Annotated in this window: 17 protein-coding genes; 7 read left to right on the top strand and 10 right to left on the bottom strand. The window is 33.0% G+C overall.

Annotated elements, in window-relative coordinates:
* Positions 1-15: 15 nt before the first annotated feature.
* Together odhB and lpxD are read left to right on the top strand one after the other, a co-directional pair.
* Positions 16-1,233 (top strand): 2-oxoglutarate dehydrogenase complex dihydrolipoyllysine-residue succinyltransferase, encoded by a 1,218-nt coding sequence (gene odhB, locus D1818_RS12125; protein WP_118459267.1) that lies wholly within the window; start codon positions 16-18, stop codon positions 1,231-1,233.
* A 343-nt stretch (positions 1,234-1,576) separates the two neighbouring features.
* Complete coding sequence (gene lpxD, locus D1818_RS12120; RefSeq protein WP_118459266.1) at positions 1,577-2,566, top strand: UDP-3-O-(3-hydroxymyristoyl)glucosamine N-acyltransferase; 990 nt, start codon at positions 1,577-1,579, stop codon at positions 2,564-2,566.
* A gap of 115 nt (positions 2,567-2,681) precedes the next feature.
* Here the strand turns inward: lpxD and D1818_RS12115 are convergent, their stop codons facing one another.
* The 3 genes from D1818_RS12115 to D1818_RS12105 form a co-directional block, all read right to left on the bottom strand.
* Positions 2,682-5,210 (bottom strand): glycoside hydrolase family 9 protein, encoded by a 2,529-nt coding sequence (locus tag D1818_RS12115; protein WP_118459265.1) that lies wholly within the window; start codon positions 5,208-5,210, stop codon positions 2,682-2,684.
* Between the two features lie 469 nt (positions 5,211-5,679).
* A complete protein-coding gene (locus D1818_RS12110) occupies positions 5,680-6,624 on the bottom strand; it encodes a GYDIA family GHMP kinase (RefSeq protein WP_118459264.1) in 945 nt (314 codons plus the stop codon).
* Between the two features lie 7 nt (positions 6,625-6,631).
* Positions 6,632-7,948: a hydroxymethylglutaryl-CoA reductase, degradative gene (locus D1818_RS12105; RefSeq protein ID WP_118459263.1), complete on the bottom strand. Its 1,317-nt coding sequence runs from the start codon at positions 7,946-7,948 to the stop codon at positions 6,632-6,634.
* Between the two features lie 251 nt (positions 7,949-8,199).
* Here D1818_RS12105 and D1818_RS12100 point away from each other — a divergent pair, with 251 nt between their 5' ends.
* From D1818_RS12100 to D1818_RS12085, 4 genes are all read left to right on the top strand, one after another.
* Positions 8,200-10,371 carry a S9 family peptidase gene (locus D1818_RS12100; RefSeq protein ID WP_118459262.1) on the top strand — a complete coding sequence of 724 codons (2,172 nt, stop codon included), beginning with the start codon at positions 8,200-8,202 and terminating at the stop codon, positions 10,369-10,371.
* Positions 10,372-10,414: 43 nt separating this feature from the next.
* Positions 10,415-12,004 (top strand): peptide MFS transporter, encoded by a 1,590-nt coding sequence (locus D1818_RS12095; protein ID WP_118459261.1) that lies wholly within the window; start codon positions 10,415-10,417, stop codon positions 12,002-12,004.
* 99 nt (positions 12,005-12,103) lie between these two features.
* Complete coding sequence (locus D1818_RS12090; protein WP_118459260.1) at positions 12,104-12,643, top strand: thioredoxin fold domain-containing protein; 540 nt, start codon at positions 12,104-12,106, stop codon at positions 12,641-12,643.
* A 355-nt stretch (positions 12,644-12,998) separates the two neighbouring features.
* Positions 12,999-13,337, top strand: coding sequence for a hypothetical protein (locus tag D1818_RS12085; protein ID WP_118459259.1), 339 nt, complete (start codon positions 12,999-13,001; stop codon positions 13,335-13,337).
* Positions 13,338-13,376: 39 nt separating this feature from the next.
* On the opposite strand, the gene D1818_RS12080 is transcribed toward D1818_RS12085, so the two are convergent.
* Positions 13,377-13,847 (bottom strand): hypothetical protein, encoded by a 471-nt coding sequence (locus D1818_RS12080; RefSeq protein WP_118459258.1) that lies wholly within the window; start codon positions 13,845-13,847, stop codon positions 13,377-13,379.
* Between the two features lie 328 nt (positions 13,848-14,175).
* On the opposite strand from D1818_RS12080, the gene D1818_RS12075 reads away from it, so the two are divergent.
* Positions 14,176-15,471: a serine hydrolase gene (locus tag D1818_RS12075; protein WP_118459257.1), complete on the top strand. Its 1,296-nt coding sequence runs from the start codon at positions 14,176-14,178 to the stop codon at positions 15,469-15,471.
* Positions 15,472-15,478: 7 nt separating this feature from the next.
* Here D1818_RS12075 and D1818_RS12070 read toward each other — a convergent pair whose 3' ends face one another.
* From D1818_RS12070 to surE, 6 genes are all read right to left on the bottom strand, one after another.
* Entirely contained in the window at positions 15,479-17,527 is a 2,049-nt protein-coding gene (locus D1818_RS12070; RefSeq protein ID WP_118459256.1) for a ComEC/Rec2 family competence protein, read from the bottom strand.
* Between the two features lie 383 nt (positions 17,528-17,910).
* Positions 17,911-18,465 (bottom strand): hypothetical protein, encoded by a 555-nt coding sequence (locus D1818_RS12065; protein WP_118459255.1) that lies wholly within the window; start codon positions 18,463-18,465, stop codon positions 17,911-17,913.
* Positions 18,466-18,552: 87 nt separating this feature from the next.
* The gene (locus D1818_RS12060) at positions 18,553-19,068 is read right to left on the bottom strand and encodes a C40 family peptidase (protein WP_118459254.1); all 516 of its coding nucleotides are present in this window, start codon (positions 19,066-19,068) and stop codon (positions 18,553-18,555) included.
* Between the two features lie 11 nt (positions 19,069-19,079).
* On the bottom strand, positions 19,080-20,189 hold the full coding sequence (lpxB, locus tag D1818_RS12055) for a lipid-A-disaccharide synthase (RefSeq protein ID WP_118459253.1): 1,110 nt from the start codon (positions 20,187-20,189) through the stop codon (positions 19,080-19,082).
* Between the two features lie 23 nt (positions 20,190-20,212).
* Positions 20,213-20,494, bottom strand: coding sequence for a hypothetical protein (locus D1818_RS12050; protein WP_118459252.1), 282 nt, complete (start codon positions 20,492-20,494; stop codon positions 20,213-20,215).
* Positions 20,487-21,269, bottom strand: a complete 783-nt coding sequence (gene surE, locus D1818_RS12045) for a 5'/3'-nucleotidase SurE (RefSeq protein WP_118459251.1) — start codon at positions 21,267-21,269, stop codon at positions 20,487-20,489. Before surE ends, D1818_RS12050 begins: the two co-directional genes overlap by 8 nt.
* Positions 21,270-21,353: the final 84 nt, after the last annotated feature.

Genomic DNA, 21,353 nt, shown 5'->3' with positions numbered 1-21,353 from the left:
TATAAATTTAGAATTATGGCTTTAGAAATGAAAGTCCCTTCTCCGGGAGAATCCATTACAGAAGTAGAAATAGCGCAATGGCTTGTAGAAGACGGTGATTATGTAGAGAAAGATCAGGCAATTGCAGAGGTAGATAGTGATAAAGCAACATTGGAACTTCCCGCAGAAGCTAGTGGTATTATAACACTAAAAGCAGAAGAGGGAGATGCGGTAGCTGTAGGTGAAGTTGTATGTCTCATTGATACAGATGCAGCTAAACCAGATGGAGATACTTCAGAACCAGCAAAAGAGGTTAAGAAAGAAGAAACTCCTGCTCCAGCTGCGGCACCAGCTACTCCTGCTAAAACTGAAACGTACGCTACGGGTACTGCTTCTCCAGCTGCAAAGAAAGTATTGGCAGAAAAAGGTATTGATGCTTCTCAGGTTAAAGGAACCGGACGTGATGGTCGTATTACCAAAGCCGATGCCGTAGATGCTACTCCGTCTATGGGAACACCAGGACCTGGAAGTAGAGGAGAATCGCGTAAAAAACTATCAATGCTTCGTCGTAAGGTGGCAGAAAGATTGGTTTCAGTTAAGAATGAAACTGCTATGTTGACCACTTTTAATGAAGTGGATATGCAGCCTATTTTTGACTTGAGAAAGCAGTATAAAGAAGCTTTCAAAAGTAAGCATGGCGTGAGTTTAGGGTTTATGTCATTCTTTACATTGGCTTGTGTACGTGCATTAAAAATGTATCCGTCTGTAAATTCTATGATCGATGGTAAAGAGATGCTTTCTTTTGATTTTCAGGATATCAGTATTGCCGTTTCCGGACCAAAGGGATTAATGGTACCAGTAATAAGAAATGCTGAAAACCTAAGTTTTAGAGGTGTTGAGTCCGAAGTGAAAAGATTGGCGATTAGAGCACGCGAAGGACAGATTACTGTGGATGAAATGACAGGAGGAACTTTTACTATTACCAATGGAGGAGTTTTCGGAAGTATGTTGTCTACTCCAATCATTAATCCACCTCAGAGTGCTATTTTAGGGATGCATAATATTGTAGAAAGACCAATAGTAAGGGATGGGCAAATTGTAGTAGCTCCTATTATGTATGTAGCATTATCATATGATCACAGAATTATTGATGGTAAGGAATCTGTTGGATTTTTAGTAGCAGTTAAAGAAGCATTAGAAAACCCAGAAGAATTATTAATGAATAATAATATAAGCAAGGCATTGGAAATGTAATATTGTTTAATATAATATGAATACCTCAGTTCCTCTACAGGAATTGAGGTATTTTTATTTATAGAAGGTTCATTCTAAAAAATGAAACGATTACATAAATGAGCGTTTATTCTGGATATGAATAATAATTAGTTTTTACAATAAATTAAGTATTAAGAAAAATTAAAATTAAAGGATGTTTTTTTTCGTTTTTAAACGATTTTTGTTAAAAAAATTAACTAAATTAATTTTTTTGTATTGTTTTAGTGTTTCATTACTTTTTTAAAGCGTTATTTTTTATTAGGGCTCTGTGAATTTCATAAAATGATAAATTAAGGAGTTCAATAACATATAATAAAATATAATGATATCATATACAATAGAGGAGATCAATACGATTTTACAGGGAAAATTAGTAGGTAATACAAAGCAAAGAATAACAGGGGTCGACCAATTAAAGAATGCGAAAAGTGACCAAATCACCTTTATCAGAAGTGTAAAATTTGCGCGTTTGTGGGAGACTTCTAGTGCTTCTGCTGCTATAGTAAATGAAAGCTTAGATATAGAGCCGGGTTCGGATCGAGCATTTATTATGGTTAAGAATGCAGATTTTGCAATGTCTAAGTTGTTAGAAATATTTCGTCTTAAAGATCCTGTTTTTGATATTGATATTCACCCAACAGCTGTGGTCGATAAATCTGTTATTATAGGAGCTGGAAGTAAAATTGGAGCGGGTTGTTATGTAGGTAAAGATGTTGTTTTAGGAGATGGTGTTGTACTTTATCCTAATGTTACGGTTTTTGATGATTCTGTAATAGGTAATAATACCGTTATTTGGTCTGGTACTGTAATTAGAGAGCGTTCTAAAATAGGCAGTGACTGTATTTTTCACAATAATGTAAGTATTGGTGCGGATGGTTTCGGATATCTTCCTTGTGCAGATGGTCGTGGACTTATGAAAATACCGCATATTGGTAATGTGGTAATAGGAAACGGAGTTGAGATTGGTGCTAATTCTTGTATAGATCGAGCTAAGTTTAGTTCTACTATATTAGGCGATGGTTGTAAGATTGATAATTTAGTACAAATAGGACACAATTGTGTGTTAGGACGTTTCTGTATTATGGCAGGAAGTAGTGGTTTGGCAGGTTCTGTTACATTAGGTGATGGAGTTGTTATCGGTGGAAGTGCTTCTATAAAAGATCATACTACAATTCATTCTGGAGCTACAGTGGCTGCAGGTTCTGGTGTTATGAATGATGTTCCAGCTGGAAAGACCGTTTTAGGCTATCCTGCTTGTGATTCAAGAGAAATGCTTAAGCAATGGGTTACTTTACGTAAGCTTTCGAAATAGTAATCATGCTTTAAAATATAAAAGGCTCAAAACATACTTGTTTTGAGCCTTTTCTGTTAGAATTTTGATAGTATTACTTTTCTAATAGATTAGAATTGCATTACTAATTTAAGTTTTACTGTTTTATGATTTTCGTTGTATAACTGCGACCTTGAGTCGTTATTTTTACTAAATAGAGCCCAGAAGTTAGATTGCTAAGATCTATACTGGATTTTGAGTCTTGCAATTGTTTAGACAAGATTTTTTTACCTTGAATTGAATACATCTTGATATCGGAAGATCCTTTAGAAACAGGGAATTTTATATTTAAAACCTGACTTGTTGGATTTGGGAAAATTTCAAATATTTCTGAAGCTTCTTCAAAAGTGTCAACCGATAAAGTAGCAGCTTGTTTTTGATAAAAATCTAAAGCGTGCATAGCATATACCAAAGGCGCATTCCAGTTAATGGTAATTTCATTTGTAGAATATGAACACCAGTGATCTACATATTTTGAAGCCGGTAGATTCGATGGAAAACTCACTCCAGAACCAGAACAATCCCCTGTGTCTGGATTGTTTTCATTCTGTGGTCCACCTACAATCATTCCGGGAATTGGCGCAGAAATACCATCCGCATCGGATATTCTATGATGAGGTTCGAATACTTGTCTGTCTCCAAACCCAGTTACATAAGAGTATCCAGTTCCATTTCTACCGAAAATATAATCCATGGATGTATAAGCAGCATTTAAATATGACTCATCCTGAGTAAGCTCATATGCTCTTATCAGTATTATCAATTGATTACCAACAGCTCCATTACTACCCCAAGCATAGTCATTAGAGCCCATAGTAATTTTCATAGGAGAAGAATTAACTCTGTCTCTTAATTGATCAGCTGCACCCAATAAGGTATTATTGGCGGCAGTAACATTAATGGAACTTTCCAAACTAGTAGTATGCTGAGCGATTGAAATTAATGCTAGTGGGTCACTATATGGCCAGCTTGGAGTTCCGCCTCCGATAGAATTTACATCAATATCATCTCGGTATGTGTTTTCTCCGGTCGTAATAAATAATTCGACAGCTGCCCATTGGAATTCGTCTGTTACGTTATTATCTCCATATTCTCCTGTAGTAATATCTGAAACTGGCGTTCCACTACCTTGACTGTAATAAATCGCAGGATTATCTTTTGCCCAAGCATAGGCGTCTTTTGCGGCTTGTTCTAATTGTGCACTAAATCCAGGTTTTACACTTTCATAATCAGAAAATATTCTTGATGCTACCGCTGTTACTGCAGCAAAATTTAAAGCTGCAGCTGTAGATTTCTGTACAACGAATCTTTCTAGATTATAAGCAGCTGGCATGATTCTTCCAGAGAAGTTTTTAGCCGTTAATTTATGATACACTCCACCATCGTTTGGATCTTGCATATCTAACATCCAATCTAAGTTCCATAAAACTTCATCCAAAATATCCGGAAGGTCTCCGCCTTGTTCGGGAATGTTATATTGTAAACTTTCCCATTCGGTTTTATAGTGTTCAAAAGCTGCTAATAAGGTATAAGTGCTAATTCCACTATTTACAATATATTTATTATAGTCTCCTGCATCATACCAACCTTTTGGAGCGGAAATGATTGTTCCCTCAGGTCTTGCTGATGTAGCTGCAGACGAATGTACTCGGACAACATTATCAGGAGTTCCTGCTGGTCTTGCATATATGCCAGCGTGAGTTGATTCTAATGCAGTAGAAGAGCGATTATAATAGTAATATTTAAAAGCTTCTTCTCTAAGCTCGGCATATCCATCCGCGCTTACATTGAAAGTAATTTCCTCTTGATCGATTTGAAAACGATAGGTTCCTTCTGCATCTACTTCAGATATATCTACGTTTGCAATATGTTCTCCAGAATCATTCCATAAAGAAGATACTCCTGTTGTTCCTGATAATACAACATTGTCAGAACTATCTAGGATGGTGTATGTTTGGTTGCTAAAACTACTTTGAGCTGCAATACTAACCGTTTTGTTTCTACCTGTCAAATACGCTACCTGATTATAACGGATATCAAATGTAGAAGGCGGAGGTAAGGCTTCTAAAGGCTCTCCAAAAGAAATCCAGTCGATTTCGATAGTTCCAGCATACCCTCCTTGAGCGGCATTTACAAAAAATTGAACAAAAGCTACTTTAGAGGGATCAACAGGACAGGGTGCTGTAGCTTGCGTGCAATTAGAACCTCCAAAACCTCCATCTTGTAAATTGGCAGAATAATCTAATTCGTAAATAGTAAATCCATTATCTATTCTAACAGACAGTGGACTTAGATTGGTCACAAAACCATCTTGGTCTTGTATGTCAATCCTTAAATCGGGATTAGAAGTGCCTTTTACCTTAATAAAAAGTTTGATTTGATTTGATATATCTACAGAGGTATCAGAACCGTTATTATGTAATGTATAGATAAAAGGACTAAAGGTTCCTGCTGTACCATTGGCATTAATTAATAGGTTATTGCTGGATAAAGAAGCAGAATAGGCAGATGTTGATTCTGCTGTGAGTATACCTTCATCAAAATCATCACTGTAGGTAGTTTGTCCTTTAATTAACGGAACTACAAATAATAAAAAGGCAATGGTGAATAGAATTCTCTTTTTCATTGGGACAATTTTAGGGTGAATTTTTTAAGTTTTTTAATTAAACATTTTTAATACCTCACAATTGATATGTTAAATTAGACTATTATCAGGTCATTAATAAAATAAAATTTAAATAATCACGAAAGATTCTACTTGATTTTAAGTAAATATTTATTTTCATTTTATTTAAAAAACCTATCAGGCAATATGTTTAACACATTAATTAATAGATATAGTGGTTAAGTTAAGAGGTAAAGTTATAAACAATAACAGTATTATATTTGTATTAATATCTTAACATTTTATGTACAGAAAGTTTTTTCTAAATCAATGTAGTGAAAATTCCCCTATTAGTTAATTTCTCTAAGGTTTCTGGAAAAAATGCGAGATATATAAAATGTCTAAATTAAAGATATTTTATATAGAGAAAAGATGTGCTTTATAATAAAAAGCCAGAGTAAGTACTGTTGTTTTATCTGAAATAGGTTGATTATAAAACCATTTCTGTATATGGGATTATTATATTGTATCCTTTATTTTTGAAATATTCCATTTCAGATACAGAACCTGTGGCTAATACAAAATCACCACCCCAGCCACCTAAGCTCTTAATGCTGCCCATATAGTCAGGGAATAAAGTAGATTTTACAGTCGGTGTTTTAATGATTTTAGAAATTACTTCTTCGTGCTGATCGATAAGCTCGCAGAATTCTGATAGTGAAGAGCAATTTAATATAGTATCGGTTATTTGTTTTACTATTTCTGCAGCTTTATCAAAATCTTTAAGTGGTAATGATTGATAATGCTTAATACATTGTTTACTATCTTGTTTTTGATTTAAATACACAAAAAATAGATGGTTTTTAAAAGCTGGATTGAAGCTAGCCTCTTCTACCAAAGGTTTATCTTCTTTACGTGTATAAAGTATAGGTGTTTTGTGCTGCGCACTTGCAATATCATAACCACTTCCCCCAAAGCTTTTCTTTAAGAGTAAGAAAGCATCTACCTCCGCCCATTGAGCAATATTGTTAATAAGAGTAGAAGAGGAGCCTAGTCCCCATTTACGGTCAAATTCTAATCGAGTTTCGACGGTATATCCTTTTTCTTTAGAAAGGAAATTAGGATTCAGCTCTTTAGCAGCTTGTAGAATTTCCAGAAGTGTTTCAGAAATACCTAGTCCCTCCTCATCGGTTAGAATTGATTTTTCGGATGTATTTGTGGTTTCAGATAGATGTAAAGGCAGTTTGATTTTGGTTTCAAACCAATAGTTACCTTCGTTATCAAGACTTTTCCAAATAATGCTTTTTTCATCATTTTCTTCAACAACTAACCATTGACCTTTTTTTGTTGGTAAAGCAAGTGCTTTGATACCATCAAGAACAAGATATTCTGAAGTTAGAAGAAGTTTACCGTGGCTATAAAAAGATTTTTTCATCAACTTGTTAACGTCTCAGTTTTTCGATTTGTTGTACTACCTCACTATGTGTTACTGTATTCGTTTTAAAATAGTTTACTAATTGTTCCTTTTCTTCATTGGTGGCTTGAAACTGATTTAGGATATTCATTAGATGCATTTTCATGTGCCCTTGCTGGATTCCTGTGGTAATAAGTGAGTTAATCGCGCCAAAATTCTGGGCAAGACCTGCCACAGCTGTAATCTCCATAAGTTTTTTAGCGTTCGGACTTCCAAGTAGGTGTAAAGCTAATTTTACCAAAGGATGTAGTGCGGTTAGTCCGCCAACCGTACCAAGAGCCAATGGTATTTCTATTGAGAAATGAAAAACATCATTCTCAATTTTAGCATTTGTTAGACTTGTATATTGTCCATCTTTTGAAGCAAATGCATGTGCTCCCGCTTCTATAGCCCTAAAATCATTTCCAGTCGCTAATACAACCGCATCAATACCATTCATAATACCTTTATTATGTGTCACGGCTCTATAAGGTTCTACTTTTGCAATTTGGACTGCTCTTACAAATTTCTCTGCGTATTGTAGAGGAGATAATTCTCCTACTTTAGGTAGCTCATTTACAGGGCAGGAAACATATGTCCTAACCAAGCATTCCGGAACATAATTAGAGAGAATACTCATAATAATTTCTATGTTCTTCTCTGCTTCAGAAAAGTCATTATATTCAGAAGCTGCTTTGGTTAAAAAATCAGCAAATTGCTCCAAACAAGAATTGATGAAATTAGCTCCCATAGCATCAGCTGTGCCAAATGTGCAATGCAGCTGATAGTAATTTTCAATTTCCGAAGATTTATCCCTAAGTTCTATATCTATAATGCCTCCACCGCGTTTCTCCATGTTTTTAGTGATGTGAGAAGCGGATGAAATAAGCTCAGCTTTAATGCTATCGAAAAATGTTTTTAGTTTTTGGAGATCTCCTGTATATGTAAAATGTACTTGTCCAACTTTTACAGTTGATAATACTTCTGCTTTAAACCCACCTCTATGCTGCCAAAATTTTGCTGCTTTACTTGCAGCGGCAACTACAGAGCTTTCTTCTATAGCCATTGGGATGGTAAAGCGTTTACCATTAATCAAAAAATTAGGTGCTACAGAAAAAGGTAAATAATAATTAGAAATGGTGTTTTCTGTAAATTCATCATGCAATTGCTGAAGTTTATGATCAGAATTCCAATACGTTTTTAGGGTGCTAACCGTATTTTGGTCATTGTTAAAATGATGTTCAACCAACCACTTAATTTTATCAGATTTAGAAAGCTTAGAAAAGCCTGAAACCACTGGAGCCATATTATTTTTTTACTGTCAGGCTTCAAATATACTATTCTGTTTTTTATCAAACAGTTTTACCAATTCTTAAAATGCTTTTGCTTACATATTTTCAAATTATAGTATCTCATGAATTATAGCGGTTTGGTTGATGATATGCTAATAAATATTCGTTTCTCGGGAAGCTTTTTATTGTATTTAACGTCAATTGTTGTATTTTTCACGGATTTTTTAGTATTCTTGGCGCTAACAATTTTTTATAAAAGTACAATATGAGAATAACCAGATTGTTTTTTGGAATTATAATATTATTAAGCACTGTGACCATTGCACAGGACAAAGCTTTTACTCTAGAAGAAATATGGGGAGGAACTTTTAGAGCAGAAAGGTTGCAATCTTTGCACTCTATGAATAATGGGAAGGAGTATTCTGTTTTAGAAAGAGACAATACTAGTGGAGATACATCCATTGAAGTCTATGACTATGCTACTGGAGAAAAAGCAAATACATTAATAAAATCATCTAATATAGATGACCTTAAATATATTCAAGGGTACGAATTTAGTAAAGATGAAAAAAGAGTCTTACTTTCTAGCGAACTAGAACAAATCTATCGCCGTTCTTCAAGAGGGATTTATCATATTTTTGATGTTCCTTCTAATAGTAGTTTCAAAATTAGTGATAAGAAAATACAGTCTCCAGCTTTGTCTCCTGACGGAAACAAATTGGCATATGTATTTGATAATAATATTTTTGTGCTGAATTTTGTAAGCGGAGAGGAGATCCAGCTAACTGATGACGGTAAGAAGAATGAGATTATAAATGGTATTACGGATTGGGTATATGAAGAAGAATTTGCTTTTGTAAGAGCATTTGATTGGAGTGCTGATAGCAATAAAGTGGCTTTTATAAGATTCGACGAGAAAGATGTTCCAGAATTTTCTATGGATGTATACGGGGCTGAGTTATATCAAAAACAAGATGTTTTTAAATATCCTAAAGCTGGAGAAAAAAATGCAGAAGTTTCATTGCATATAGCCGATTTAGGAAGCATGTCTTTAGATAAAGTAAATCTAGGTGATTATAAAGACTTCTATATTCCTAGAATAAAATGGTCTTCCAATCCAGATATTTTGAGTGTACAAGTTTTAAATAGACACCAAAATAATCTGGATTTAATTTTTGTAGATGCTAAAACAAAAACTCCAAAGGTTGTTCTAAATGAAAAAGATGAAGCTTACATCGATATTACGGATAATCTAACTTTTCTAGAAGACAATAGTTTTATATGGACTAGTGAAAAGGACGGATATAACCATATCTATCACTATAAAGAAACAGGAGAATTGATTAATCAGGTTACTGTTGGTTCTTGGGAAGTAACTGATTATTATGGATACGATGCTAAAAATAAAAGCATTTTTTATCAGAGTGTAGAAAATAAGAATATCAATAGAGATATTTATTCAATTGGTTTAGATGGAAAAAACAAAAAGAGATTAAGTACTAAAGAAGGAACCAATGATGCAGATTTCAGTGCAGATTTCAGTCAATACATCAATTATTTCTCAAGTGCATCTACTCCTTTTGAATTTACCTTAAATAATGCCGCGGATGGAGCGGTAATTCGTGAGATTAAAAACAACAAAGGGTTATTAGATAAGCTTGGACAATACGATGTAAGACCAAAAGAATTTTCTACTATAGATATTAATGGCGAAACATTAAATATGTGGACGATTAAACCAAAGGATTTTGATCCTGCTAAGAAGTACCCATTGTTTATGTATCAATATTCTGGACCAGGATCTCAATCGGTTAGTAATTCTTGGAACAGAAGCAACGATTATTGGTATATGATGTTAGCGCAGCAAGGATACATTGTTGTTTGTATAGATGGAAGAGGTACTGGTTTTAAAGGAGCAAAGTTTAAGAAAGTTACTCAGAATGATTTAGGGAATTTAGAAGTTCAGGATCAGATTGCAGCAGCAAAGCAATTAGGAGCACTAGACTATATCGATGCATCAAGAATTGGAATATGGGGATGGAGTTACGGAGGTTTTATGTCTAGTAACTGTTTATTTAAGGCTCCAGATACTTTTAAAATGGCAATAGCAGTAGCTCCGGTTACTAGTTGGAGGTTTTATGATACTATCTATACGGAACGATATTTGATGACTCCACAGGAGAATGCAAAAGGATATGATGATAATTCTCCAATCAATTTTGTAGATGGGTTAAAAGGTAAATTTTTATTAGTACACGGTAGTGCAGATGATAATGTACATGTACAGAATACGATGCGTTTAATTGAAGCATTGGTGCAGAAAAACAAAGATTTTGATTGGGCAATATATCCTGATAAAAATCATGGAATTTACGGAGGTAACACTCGATTACATCTGTATAATAAGATGACTAATTTTATTAAAACGAACTTATAAATCATTAAACAACTCATAAATTTTACTAACTTAATAATTGAATATGGAATTTAAATTTGGAGGTTCAGAGATAAACCAAAGAACCGTTTTAGGACATCCTTCAGGGCTTTTTGTTCTCTTTTTTACAGAAATGTGGGAACGTTTTTCTTATTATGGAATGCGTGCTTTACTTGTTTTATTTCTTGTAGCTTCTATCGTAGATGGCGGCTGGGGCTGGGAAAGAGATAGTGCATTATTGCTTTATGGATGGTATACGGGATTGGTTTATATCACTCCAATTTTAGGTGGTTTGATAGCTGATAAAATTATGGGGTATAGAAACGCTGTTATTTTAGGAGCGCTATTAATGACATTAGGTCATGCATCAATGGCTTTAGAGGTTACTGCAGACTTATTCTTTTATGCTGGATTAGGGCTTCTAATTATTGGTAATGGACTTTTCAAACCAAATATTTCTTCAATGGTTGGTCAGTTATATAAAACTCAAGGAAAAGAAAAAGACGCAGGGTACACCATTTTTTATATGGGGATTAATGCAGGTGCTTTTCTTGGAATTTTGCTTTGTGGATATATTGGAGAGAAAGTAGGATGGCACTATGGGTTTGGGCTAGCTGGAATTTTTATGTTTGTAGGAATGCTACAGTTTTATTTTGCACAAGGGATTTTTGCTAATATTGGAATTTCGCCTAAAAAAATGGAAGATTTAGATGATGTAATAGAAGATTCAATAGAAGATACCCAGGATGCAATTGAAGATGTAATTGATGAATCTAAAAAATCAAAAGTTACTAGAGATCGATTAATAGTGATTGGAGTTTTCTCATTCTTTGTAATATTTTTTTGGTGGGCATTTGAACAAGCAGGTGGTTCTATGACCATATTTGCTTCAGATTACACTGATAGAGTTCTAGAAGGTGATGGAGCAATGATTTTTAAGATATCAAATGCGGTGTTAACGGTGGTTCCTATGCTAATAATCACTTGGGTATTAGCCATGTTGTTTAAACAAACATTTGGAAAGTATTCTTTGTCTAATATTTTGTTAGGAGTTGGATTTGCAATTATATGGGGTATTGTAATATGGATGTTACAAAGAGAGTTTGTTGCTGATTCTACTGATGTTCCAGCTTCTTGGTTTGGGATATTAAACTCGTTCTTTATTATAGCATTTGCACCACTTTTTTCTAAAATATGGCAAAGTAAATACAATCCAACTGGACCTGTAAAATTTGCAATCGGATTAATGCTTTTAGGTTTAGGATTTGGAATATTGGCTTTTGGTTCTATGGGTATTCCATTAGGAGCAAAAACAGCGTCTGTGAGCATGATCTTTTTAATATTAGCATATTTATTTCATACACTGGGTGAACTTTGTATATCGCCAGTAGGTCTATCATATGTTAGTAAATTAGCACCAGTTAAGTTTGTTGGGTTAATGTTTGGGATCTGGTTTGTCGCTAATTTTATAGCGAATTTAGCTGCGGGAGTAACAGGTAGTTTTATAGACCCTATTGTAGATGAATATGGAATGAGCATTTTCTTTTTAATGTTCACAGTGATACCCGTTGCAGCTGGATTAGTGATGTTAATTCTTAATAAAACATTATTGAGAATGATGCACGGAATTCGTTAATACTAAAAATACTACTTTACCCGTTACCCAAAACGGGTAAAGTTTTTAATAAGGAACAGTTTTTGTTTCGACTAATGTATAAATACAAATTTTAAGCACATGAAAAACCTACTTTTTCTAATTGGATTTCTTTTTGTTTTGCCTACCCAGGCACAAGAGATAAAATGGATGTCGATGAACGATGCATTGGAGGCGCAAAAGAAAACTCCGAAGAAAATTTTTATGGATGTGTATACCAATTGGTGTGGACCTTGTAAATTATTGGACAAGAATACTTTTCATAATAAAGATGTGGTTGAATACGTGAATTCCAATTATTATGCTGTGAAGTTTAATGGCGAAGGAACCGAGGAAATTCGTTATAATGATTTTACTTACACCAATCCTAATCATAATCCAGATAGAAAAGGAAGAAACAGCCAACATTTTTTTGCGAATGCATTAAAAATCAGCGGATATCCAAGTATAGTCTTTTTTGATGAAAAAGGAAATTTAATAGCACCTGTTGTAGGATATAAGACACCACAACAGCTAGAGATTTATCTAAAGATGATTCATACAGATGAATATAAAAAATTGACTAGTGCAGAAGCTTGGCAGCAATATGAACAATCATTTGTGAGTACATTTAGTAATTAAAAAAAATACTTTACTAGAAAAAACTTCTTTTATCATAATTGGTAAAAGAAGTTTTTTTTTTGAATTTTATTGATTGGTTTAATAAGTAAGGTAACCCAATCTACTTTTCTGATACTATGCTACTCCACTATTTTTTTATCCTATTTCATAGCTGATTCTAGAAAATAAAATAGCTAAACATACTAGGAATTATTCCTAATTTTGTATCTTTGTTTTGGAATTATTCCTAATCATAGAGGTTCGTTAAACTTCATTAAAAGAATCTTAAAAACACAATTATGGAGTGCGTTTTGCTATTATAGAGTAAAACAGAGTATATGCATAGCACCAATACCTAATAGAAGAAATATGCCTTATGAGCGGTATTAAGTATGAAATACAGAACAGGAAGCTTAGATCTTATAAGCACACATTCGATTATAACTTTTGTAAGCAAAAGTATGATGAATATGCTCTTATGGATTTAAGTAAGTTTAAAAAATGTTTAAAGAAACCTGAGAAATTAGGTGAGATAGGACATTTGTGTAGTTTTATTCTTTGGGTAAAAAATAAAGATCAGGACGAGTATCGTGATTGTTTAGGAGATTACGGGTTAATTCACCTATTATTTCATTGTCTTGAGAGTAAACATAATGCTGATATTCACGCAGAATATATACATACTCTGTTTAAAGAAGATATAAAACTGGTTTGAGTGTAAGATGTGTTTCTTTTATTGAGATATATGTACATATTATTTTTTGATGATTTTATCAATATACTCACCCTCTTTCCAAAGACCTTGCTTGACTATAGTGCCGTTACTACCAAAGACTTTTCCTTTTCCATTTTTCTTGTTGTGTTTCCATTTTCCCTGATGTTTAGACCCATCAGTTTTGTATAAGGTTCCTTTGCCGTTCATTTGATTTTTTCTAAATGAACCTTCATAACGATCGCCATTAGGCCATGTATAGGTTCCTCTTCCCGAAACTTGGTTATTATAAAAGGTACCTGAGTATGTAGCTGTGTCAAACCAAAAAACATTCCCTTTAATTAAAGTGCCATTTAGTACTTCTACATCAAAGGTTACGCCTTCAGAAATAAACTTATGCCACCCACTTGGTAATTGACGAATCTGTTTTGTAGGGATTGTGTTTATTTGTTGTGCATTACTAGTAAACATAACACCAATAATCAGTACCAATAATAAAAGACCTCTTTTCATAGTATTTTTTAATAATTGTCGCAAATAGATAAGTCATACTTACAGGCTACTGTGTTTTTTGTAAATAACCTGAGTTAAATTGGTGCAACATGTAAATTATAATTCCATTAAAGAGAGTTTTTTCTTACAAAAAAATGCTAAAAACGTAGATTGTTAAATAAATAAATGTTAAATTTTGTAAAAAAACGTATTTCAACGATGATATTTGCACATAATCGTTATATTTGATCAAAATTGAAATAAATAATAAACCAAATCGTTTAATAAAAGTATTTAAAACCCTCCCTATTTTTTAAAGTTTTAAATATTCAACTGAGCTTAACCTATTATGAAAAAACGCTTCATCATTGCCCCTTCAATGCTGTTATTAATTGGATTGCTTTTTCCTCTTATTTCTGCTAATAAGATAGATCCTCCCAAACCTTCTAAAGAACTAAGTCAAGTTCAATCATCTACAGACTTTTTTAAGAATCCGATTTCGGATATGCAAAAAGAACTTTTGGTGGAAGCCATAGAATCTTATTTTAATCAAGCATTAAAGCAACATAAGATTGTTGGAGCTGGTGTTGGTATAGTGAAATGTGATTCGGTTATCTATTTAGGCGGTTTTGGAAAAAGAAATGCTTCCCTAAATGATACTATAAATGCAGAAACTCTTTTTAGAATTGGATCAGTTTCTAAAGGGTTTGCAGGTGTGCTTTCTGGAATGTATGTGGAAGAAGGATTACTTAATTGGGAAGATAAAGTACATGATTATGTCCCATCCTTTCAGTTGGCGAGTAGAAAATGGACAGATAGTGTAACACTTTCGCATATATTATCTCATTCATCAGGACTACCTTATCATAGTTTTACCAATCTAGTTGAAGATGGTGTAGACTTAAATACAATTGCAGGTCAGTTTAAAAGTATTCCAACAATCGACAAGCCAGGAAAAATATATAGTTATCAAAATGCTGTATTTGCGCTTAGCGGCGAGATGATAGAAAAAGTGACTGGCAAATCATATGGCGATGCAATTGCAGAAAAGATTTTTAAGCCACTTAACATGAATACTGCTTCTACAGATTATAATTCATTAAAACTATCTACTAATGTAGCAATGCCCCATAGAAAATATGGTAGACGACGTTGGAAGTCTTTAAAACTAAATCAAAAGTATTATAATGCTATTCCAGCCGGAGGAGTGAATGCCAGTGTAACAGATATGGCTAAATGGATGCGATTTTTGTTAGGCCATAATCCTAATGTGATGAGCGCAGATGGCTTAAAGAATGTTTTTAATCCGGTGATTAACCTTCCTGGTAAAAGGAAATATTATCAGAGATGGGACGGTCATCAAGGATCACACTATGCTCATGGATGGCGTATTCATGATTTTAAAAATAGAGAAACAGGAGAATCAAATAGAATGATTCATCACGGAGGTCACGTAAATAGTTATAGAAGTGAAATTGCTATATTTCCTCAGGAAGACCTTGGGATTACAATCCTTTTTAATAGTCCTACGAAATTAGCAAGAACAGTAATTCCTGACCTTCATAAAATTGTTAAGCAAGTTATGGAAATGCCAGAAGAACAATTATTGGCAGAGGTATCTGACCTAAAAGATATTATATTGTAAATTATATTTATTTAAAAATATATGCTCCCTTTTTATCAGTGCGATGAAAAGGGATTTTTTTTTGCTTACATGTTAGTTCCCATTTATCAAGATAGCTTCTGTAGTTACTTCCATCAGCAATAATCTGTTTAGGTTGTAGCGTTTCGATTACTCTATTTAAATGAATTTTTGGAGAGTTGGTTAAAATAACAACATCAGGATGTAGTTCTTTGATATTATAAATACCAATACTATCTATTACTAGCATTGTTTTCTCCTTATAACTATAAACATTGTTTAACTTTTTATTAGCGGTAAACCGAGAGTTGTTTTCGATGAGATAACCATTCAATAAAAAATTTTTAGACATAGTAGAAATAGAATCTTTGCTGTAAATAGTGAGAGATTGGTTTTGCAGCATGCCTAGAGTTGTATTACGTTGGTTATGAAAAACAATCAGCTCTTCCTTTTCATTATTTTGTTGTTTTTCATACATCAAATTAAACAACAAAAGAATTATACTTACTATGAAGACTACGATTCTCCTTAGATTAAACTTTTTAAACGCAAATATCAACGAGATTATAAGAATGTAGCCAATTAAGAGCATTCTCCAGGAAAATGAAATATGTGTTACTAAAAAAGTTTCTTGTTTTGATACCCAATGGACAACATAATTCATTGCATTTATACAATTTCCAAAAGTGGATGCTATCCAATTAGGTAATATCTTAACTTCTGCTAATATGATTACTAATATTCCAAAACCGAGTATGATTCCTAATACGGGAATGATCACAAGGTTCGCTATAAAAAACAAAAGTGGAAATTGATGGAAATAAAATAATGTTAAAGGTAAGAGGCCTAGTTGAGCAGCTATAGTAACTGTGAAAGTTTCCCATAATACTTTGTCAATATAAAATTTAGGTCTGTATAATTTGGCAATAGATGGCTGTATCCATACAATTGCAAATACAGCTAAATAGCTTAGTTGGAATCCGACAGAAAATAGCAATAACGGACGTAAGCATAATAATATAAACATCGAGACAATCAATGCATTATAAATACTGGTTTTGGATCGAATATGCATTCCTATTGCGATAAAAGAAAACATAGTTACAGCTCTAAGAACAGACGGGGATAAACCTGCGATAACTGCAAAACACCAAAGTAATAAAATGATGATAAAGGTTTTGATAATCTTACCATTTTTCCGAAATCTGTTCAGAGGGTTAAGAATAAGGTTTAGTATTATAAGAAGTATGCCAACATGTAATCCCGAAACTGCAAGGATATGAATGGCACCCGCATCTCTGTAATCTGCGAAAGTTTCACTATCAATATTCTGTCTTTGTCCTAAAAGTAATGCATTGATAATGGATAACTGTTTTTGGGTAAAATGATAACGAGCAAGTTTTTGATTGATATCATTCCTAATGAAAGCGGCTATACGATAGATAGAAATTACTGAAGCTTTCGTACATATTAACTGGTTAAAACCAATTGTGACTTTGTGAAAAATATATTGTTGGGATAGATAATGTGCATAATCAAATTGATTAGGATTTAGGGGTTTTGAGATAGATTGTATTTTAGAATACGTTAGATAGGATTCTCCAGTTGTAAGAGGTGTTTCTAGGTTCTTTTTAGGTATTTGTAACAGTAGATATCCTATTACCTTTTTGTTTTCGATTGATTGGAGAGTAATTACATACTTTTCATAGTAGGAGGTAGGTTTTAGTCTTTCCTTAATATAAAAACGGATCGTTACTGGAGTTGCTTGGTATTCATTCGTAGATAGATTTGTGTAATGATTTGGGTCGTTTTTAGGATGGTGAATTTGTACTAAGATAATTCCGAAAAAAATAAAAGTGATGATTACAAAAACACTAAAAGCATTAGAACTATGAAATGGCTTTTTTGCATACCACCAAGAAATTGCCAAACCTATGAATGATATTGTTAGGTACATGGACACTGACCTAATGTTAACAGAAGTATAATAACCAAAGACGATTCCAATGATCAATGAAAAAGTAAGAATCAGGAAAGGAATATTAAGTAATTTATGCACAGAGTCTAAAGGATTAATTGTGGAGGGTTTTTAGTCCCTACAATTAATCGTGTTATCTAAGAGGCATATGTTACCAGTAAAATCTTGGTTTTTTTAATAAAGAAGTTATAAAAGAAGTTTTTAGTGTAGATTAGCGTAGATAATTTTACGTGTTTCTTTGATAATTATATAGCGCGATATACCCAATATAAATTGTTCCTAAGGGGAGCATTTTTTGAGCATCTTCTTAAAAGTAAGATTTGGAGAAGGAAAAGATTTGTTGATTAAATAGCAACAACTATATTAAATTAAATCGAAAATTACGGTAAGCTGTATCTAAAACGTTTTATACACTGTATATATTTTTAGGAGATACTATAAAATTGATAATTTATTTTTATTAATTATTGCCTATTAACAGGTCTTAGACCTCGTCTTGTTAATTTCATTTCTCTGTTTATAATCGTGACCCTTCCTGCATCTATTTTTACAGTATAATCAGGGTTTGGTCCGTGTGGATCCACATCCAAAAGGATATGCAGAGACGAATTTGATGTCGGGCCGAAGTTATAGGTTTCTTGATACCCTTCATGTGTTAGTGCATCTATTCTTTTTCCGTCATGACGGATAATCATTTCAAACTCACCACCAATGCCAGTTTCATTATCAGGGCGTAAGAATTTTCTACTATAAGGTTGGAATCCTAGAAGACTACCAAAATATTGAGGTTTAGGAGTATGAAACCAATTCTTAAATCTTGGAGCTTCCTCCCATATGAACCCTCTATTATCTCTAAATCTATTAGACATCAAATGGGTCAATGTGGTAACTTCTTTTTTCACATTAAAATGATTTCTATTCAGATGGTAATAAATGAATTGTTCTTCATCATATTCTTCTCCATTTACTTTGGCATCGATAATTTTTTTTACTTCTGAAGGCGCTAAAGAGTATTCCATAATAAAAATGAGTTTTATAGTATACTAATATAAAATTATTTAGGGGAAAAAAACAAAAAAGTTACTAAGAAATAGAAGTTTTATTGATTATAAAATCCTTCTAACTCCCGCAAAACACTTATTCCAATACTTTTCTTCAAGACTTGATATGGTTACTCCTTTAGAAGTAGATGCATGTATAAATTCAATACGCTTTCCAGTAGTAACGACCAATCCTACGTGATTTACAACATTTTTATTTTTGTTAGTCTTAAAAAATAAAAGATCACCAATCTTCACGTTTTTTAGAGAAATTTTGTTTCCTTGCTTAGCCATAGCTTTGGAAGTCCTTGGCAGTATGATTTCTCCTTTCTTAAATGATGTATATATCAATCCAGAACAATCCATTCCTTTTTTAGTCGTTCCTCCATATTTATATCGAGTTCCTTCAAAAGTTTTCGCGTAGTTTATAATACTTTTGATCTTTTTGTTTTTAGGGTTTACTCGGGCTTTCTTACTTGATGTGCTTTTAGTTCTTTGAGTAACGGAAGAGCTTTTTTTAGAGCCTCCACAAGAGGAAAGTGTTATACATATTACAAGTAAAAAATAAAATAGCTTATTCATTTTGGGGTGCTTTATTTTGTGGTTTCTACAATTAAGTTAGCAGTTTTATCACTAGCTCCTTTTCCACCAAGTTTCTTTTCTAAATCGTAATAATCTAAAAACATAACAGCTCTGTTATAATCATCTAATATTTTTGTAAGCTCTTCTTTTAGTTTTTTTGTGTTGAAATCATCCTGAATTAACTCCGTAACTACAGGTTTATCCATTATTAAATTTACTAAAGAAATATACTCTAGGTTGATAATTCTTTTGGCAATATGATATGAAATGGTATTTCCTTTGTAGCAGACTACCTGTGGAACTTTAAATAATGCAGTTTCTAATGTTGCCGTTCCAGAAGTTACTAAAGCTACATTGCTTAAACTTAAAATATCATATGTCCGATTCATAATTAAATGTACTCCTTCTTTTTTTATAAAAGGCTCATAAAATTTTTCTTCTTGGCTTGGAGCACCAGCAATTATAAATTGATAAGATGGGAAATCATCGACTATACTAAGCATAACTTCCAGCATTTTTTTTATTTCTTGTTTTCTACTTCCAGGTAATATTGCAATAATTGGTCGCTCATCTAAGTGATATTGTTTTTTAAAAACATCTGGTATTACTTGATGATGATCAGCGATAGCATCTATAAGTGGATGTCCAACAAAATTTACATCATAGTTGTATTTTTTATAAAAATCTGATACAAATGGCAGTATGACATACATATGATCCACATTGGCCTTGATGGTTTTCACTCTTCCAGCTCTTGATGCCCATACTTGAGGACTAATATAGTAATGAGTAATATAGCCTTTTGGTTTAGCCCACTCGGCAATACGAAGATTGAAACCAGAGTTGTCGATTAAAATAAGTGCATCAGGATTATAGTGTTCAATGTCTTTTTTACATTGCTTTATAAAACCTAAAATTTTAAATAGATTAAGAATGACTTCAAAAAACCCCATAAAGGCCCTTTCTTTGTAGTGCAGAACCATAGTACCACCCACTGATTGCATTAAATCTCCTCCCCAAAACCTGAATTCTGCATCGGGATCTTCTTTAAGGATAGATTTCATAAGGTTGGAACCATGTAAATCACCGGATGCCTCTCCTGCTATAAGATAATATTTCATCTTCAATAAACTTTCTTCATATATTAACTAAATTTACTAATTGCTATACAAACAGCTGCAATAAGTGTAGCAAGAAGTACACCACGTGCTCTATAAGGTTTGTTTTGTTTTAAAAATAAAAAGAAGATTATCAAATTAAGAATAGCTCCTAAAGCAATTAAACTTCCTAAAAAATTATTTTGTTGAGCAGCTTTTAATGTTTCAGTGATACTCAATTCAGAAAATAATAATATATATAAAATGATACCAATGCTATTTGCAAATATTCCAGTAAAAAAACCAATAAGAATTTCTTTTTTAATCATGTAATGGCCAATTGTTTAGTTCTTGTATAAAATGATGTGCGGTAAGATCAAATTGTGTAGGAACGATAGAAACATATCCGTTGTGTAACGCCCATTCATCTGTATCTTCCCCTTTATCTTCATTAATAAATTTTCCTGACAGCCAATAATAGTCTCTACCCATAGGGTTGGTTCTTTTATCAAATTCTTCTACCCAATGTGCATTCGCTTGTCTACAAATTTTAATCCCTTTTATATCTTTTTCATCTAACTTTGGGATATTAACATTGAGGACAATACCTTTTGGCAGTCCGTTTTTAAGCACATTTTCTACGATTGCTTTTACAAATTTCTTAGAAGGTTCAAAGTTGGCATTCATACTATAATCTAATAAGGAAAAGCCAATGGCAGGAATTCCTTCGATTCCAGCCTCTACCGCAGCACTCATCGTACCGGAATAAATTACATTAATAGCAGAATTAGAGCCATGATTGATTCCACTGACACACAAATCAGGTTTTCGCTTCAATATTTCTCTGGTTGCCATTTTGACACAATCTACAGGAGTTCCAGAACAACTATATTCTTTCTGGGGAGCATTTTTGTCAATAGTAATAGGATCGCAGTATAATGTGCTGTTTATTGTAATTGCGTGACCCATAGCACTCTGAGGGCTGTCTGGAGCTACGACAAATACATCGCCAATTTCATTCATAATACTAATCAGAGTCCTTATTCCAGGAGCTGTAATACCATCATCATTCGTTACTAAAATCAACGGTTTTCTTTGCGACATAGAAATGTTTTTTTCACTGGTAAAAATACATTTTTTTTATTCTAAATATATTATTCATAATCAGTAGTGTAGATTATTAGTTCT

Origin of the sequence: Aquimarina sp. BL5, assembly GCF_003443675.1 — a bacterium.
Taxonomy (GTDB): Bacteria; Bacteroidota; Bacteroidia; order Flavobacteriales; family Flavobacteriaceae; genus Aquimarina.
Note: the sequence above shows the minus strand (reverse complement) of the source record. Positions and strands in the feature narration are given on the sequence as shown.

What these genes read in the sequence shown, in the direction of transcription:
- odhB (WP_118459267.1), top strand. Translation starts at nt 16, where the DNA reads ATGGCTTTAGAAATGAAAGTCCCTTCTCCGGGAGAATCCATTACAGAA.
- lpxD (WP_118459266.1), top strand. Translation starts at nt 1,577, where the DNA reads ATGATATCATATACAATAGAGGAGATCAATACGATTTTACAGGGAAAA.
- D1818_RS12115 (WP_118459265.1), bottom strand. Translation starts at nt 5,210, where the DNA reads ATGAAAAAGAGAATTCTATTCACCATTGCCTTTTTATTATTTGTAGTT.
- D1818_RS12110 (WP_118459264.1), bottom strand. Translation starts at nt 6,624, where the DNA reads ATGAAAAAATCTTTTTATAGCCACGGTAAACTTCTTCTAACTTCAGAA.
- D1818_RS12105 (WP_118459263.1), bottom strand. Translation starts at nt 7,948, where the DNA reads ATGGCTCCAGTGGTTTCAGGCTTTTCTAAGCTTTCTAAATCTGATAAA.
- D1818_RS12100 (WP_118459262.1), top strand. Translation starts at nt 8,200, where the DNA reads ATGAGAATAACCAGATTGTTTTTTGGAATTATAATATTATTAAGCACT.
- D1818_RS12095 (WP_118459261.1), top strand. Translation starts at nt 10,415, where the DNA reads ATGGAATTTAAATTTGGAGGTTCAGAGATAAACCAAAGAACCGTTTTA.
- D1818_RS12090 (WP_118459260.1), top strand. Translation starts at nt 12,104, where the DNA reads ATGAAAAACCTACTTTTTCTAATTGGATTTCTTTTTGTTTTGCCTACC.
- D1818_RS12085 (WP_118459259.1), top strand. Translation starts at nt 12,999, where the DNA reads ATGAGCGGTATTAAGTATGAAATACAGAACAGGAAGCTTAGATCTTAT.
- D1818_RS12080 (WP_118459258.1), bottom strand. Translation starts at nt 13,847, where the DNA reads ATGAAAAGAGGTCTTTTATTATTGGTACTGATTATTGGTGTTATGTTT.
- D1818_RS12075 (WP_118459257.1), top strand. Translation starts at nt 14,176, where the DNA reads ATGAAAAAACGCTTCATCATTGCCCCTTCAATGCTGTTATTAATTGGA.
- D1818_RS12065 (WP_118459255.1), bottom strand. Translation starts at nt 18,465, where the DNA reads ATGGAATACTCTTTAGCGCCTTCAGAAGTAAAAAAAATTATCGATGCC.
- D1818_RS12060 (WP_118459254.1), bottom strand. Translation starts at nt 19,068, where the DNA reads ATGAATAAGCTATTTTATTTTTTACTTGTAATATGTATAACACTTTCC.
- lpxB (WP_118459253.1), bottom strand. Translation starts at nt 20,189, where the DNA reads ATGAAATATTATCTTATAGCAGGAGAGGCATCCGGTGATTTACATGGT.
- D1818_RS12050 (WP_118459252.1), bottom strand. Translation starts at nt 20,494, where the DNA reads ATGATTAAAAAAGAAATTCTTATTGGTTTTTTTACTGGAATATTTGCA.
- surE (WP_118459251.1), bottom strand. Translation starts at nt 21,269, where the DNA reads ATGTCGCAAAGAAAACCGTTGATTTTAGTAACGAATGATGATGGTATT.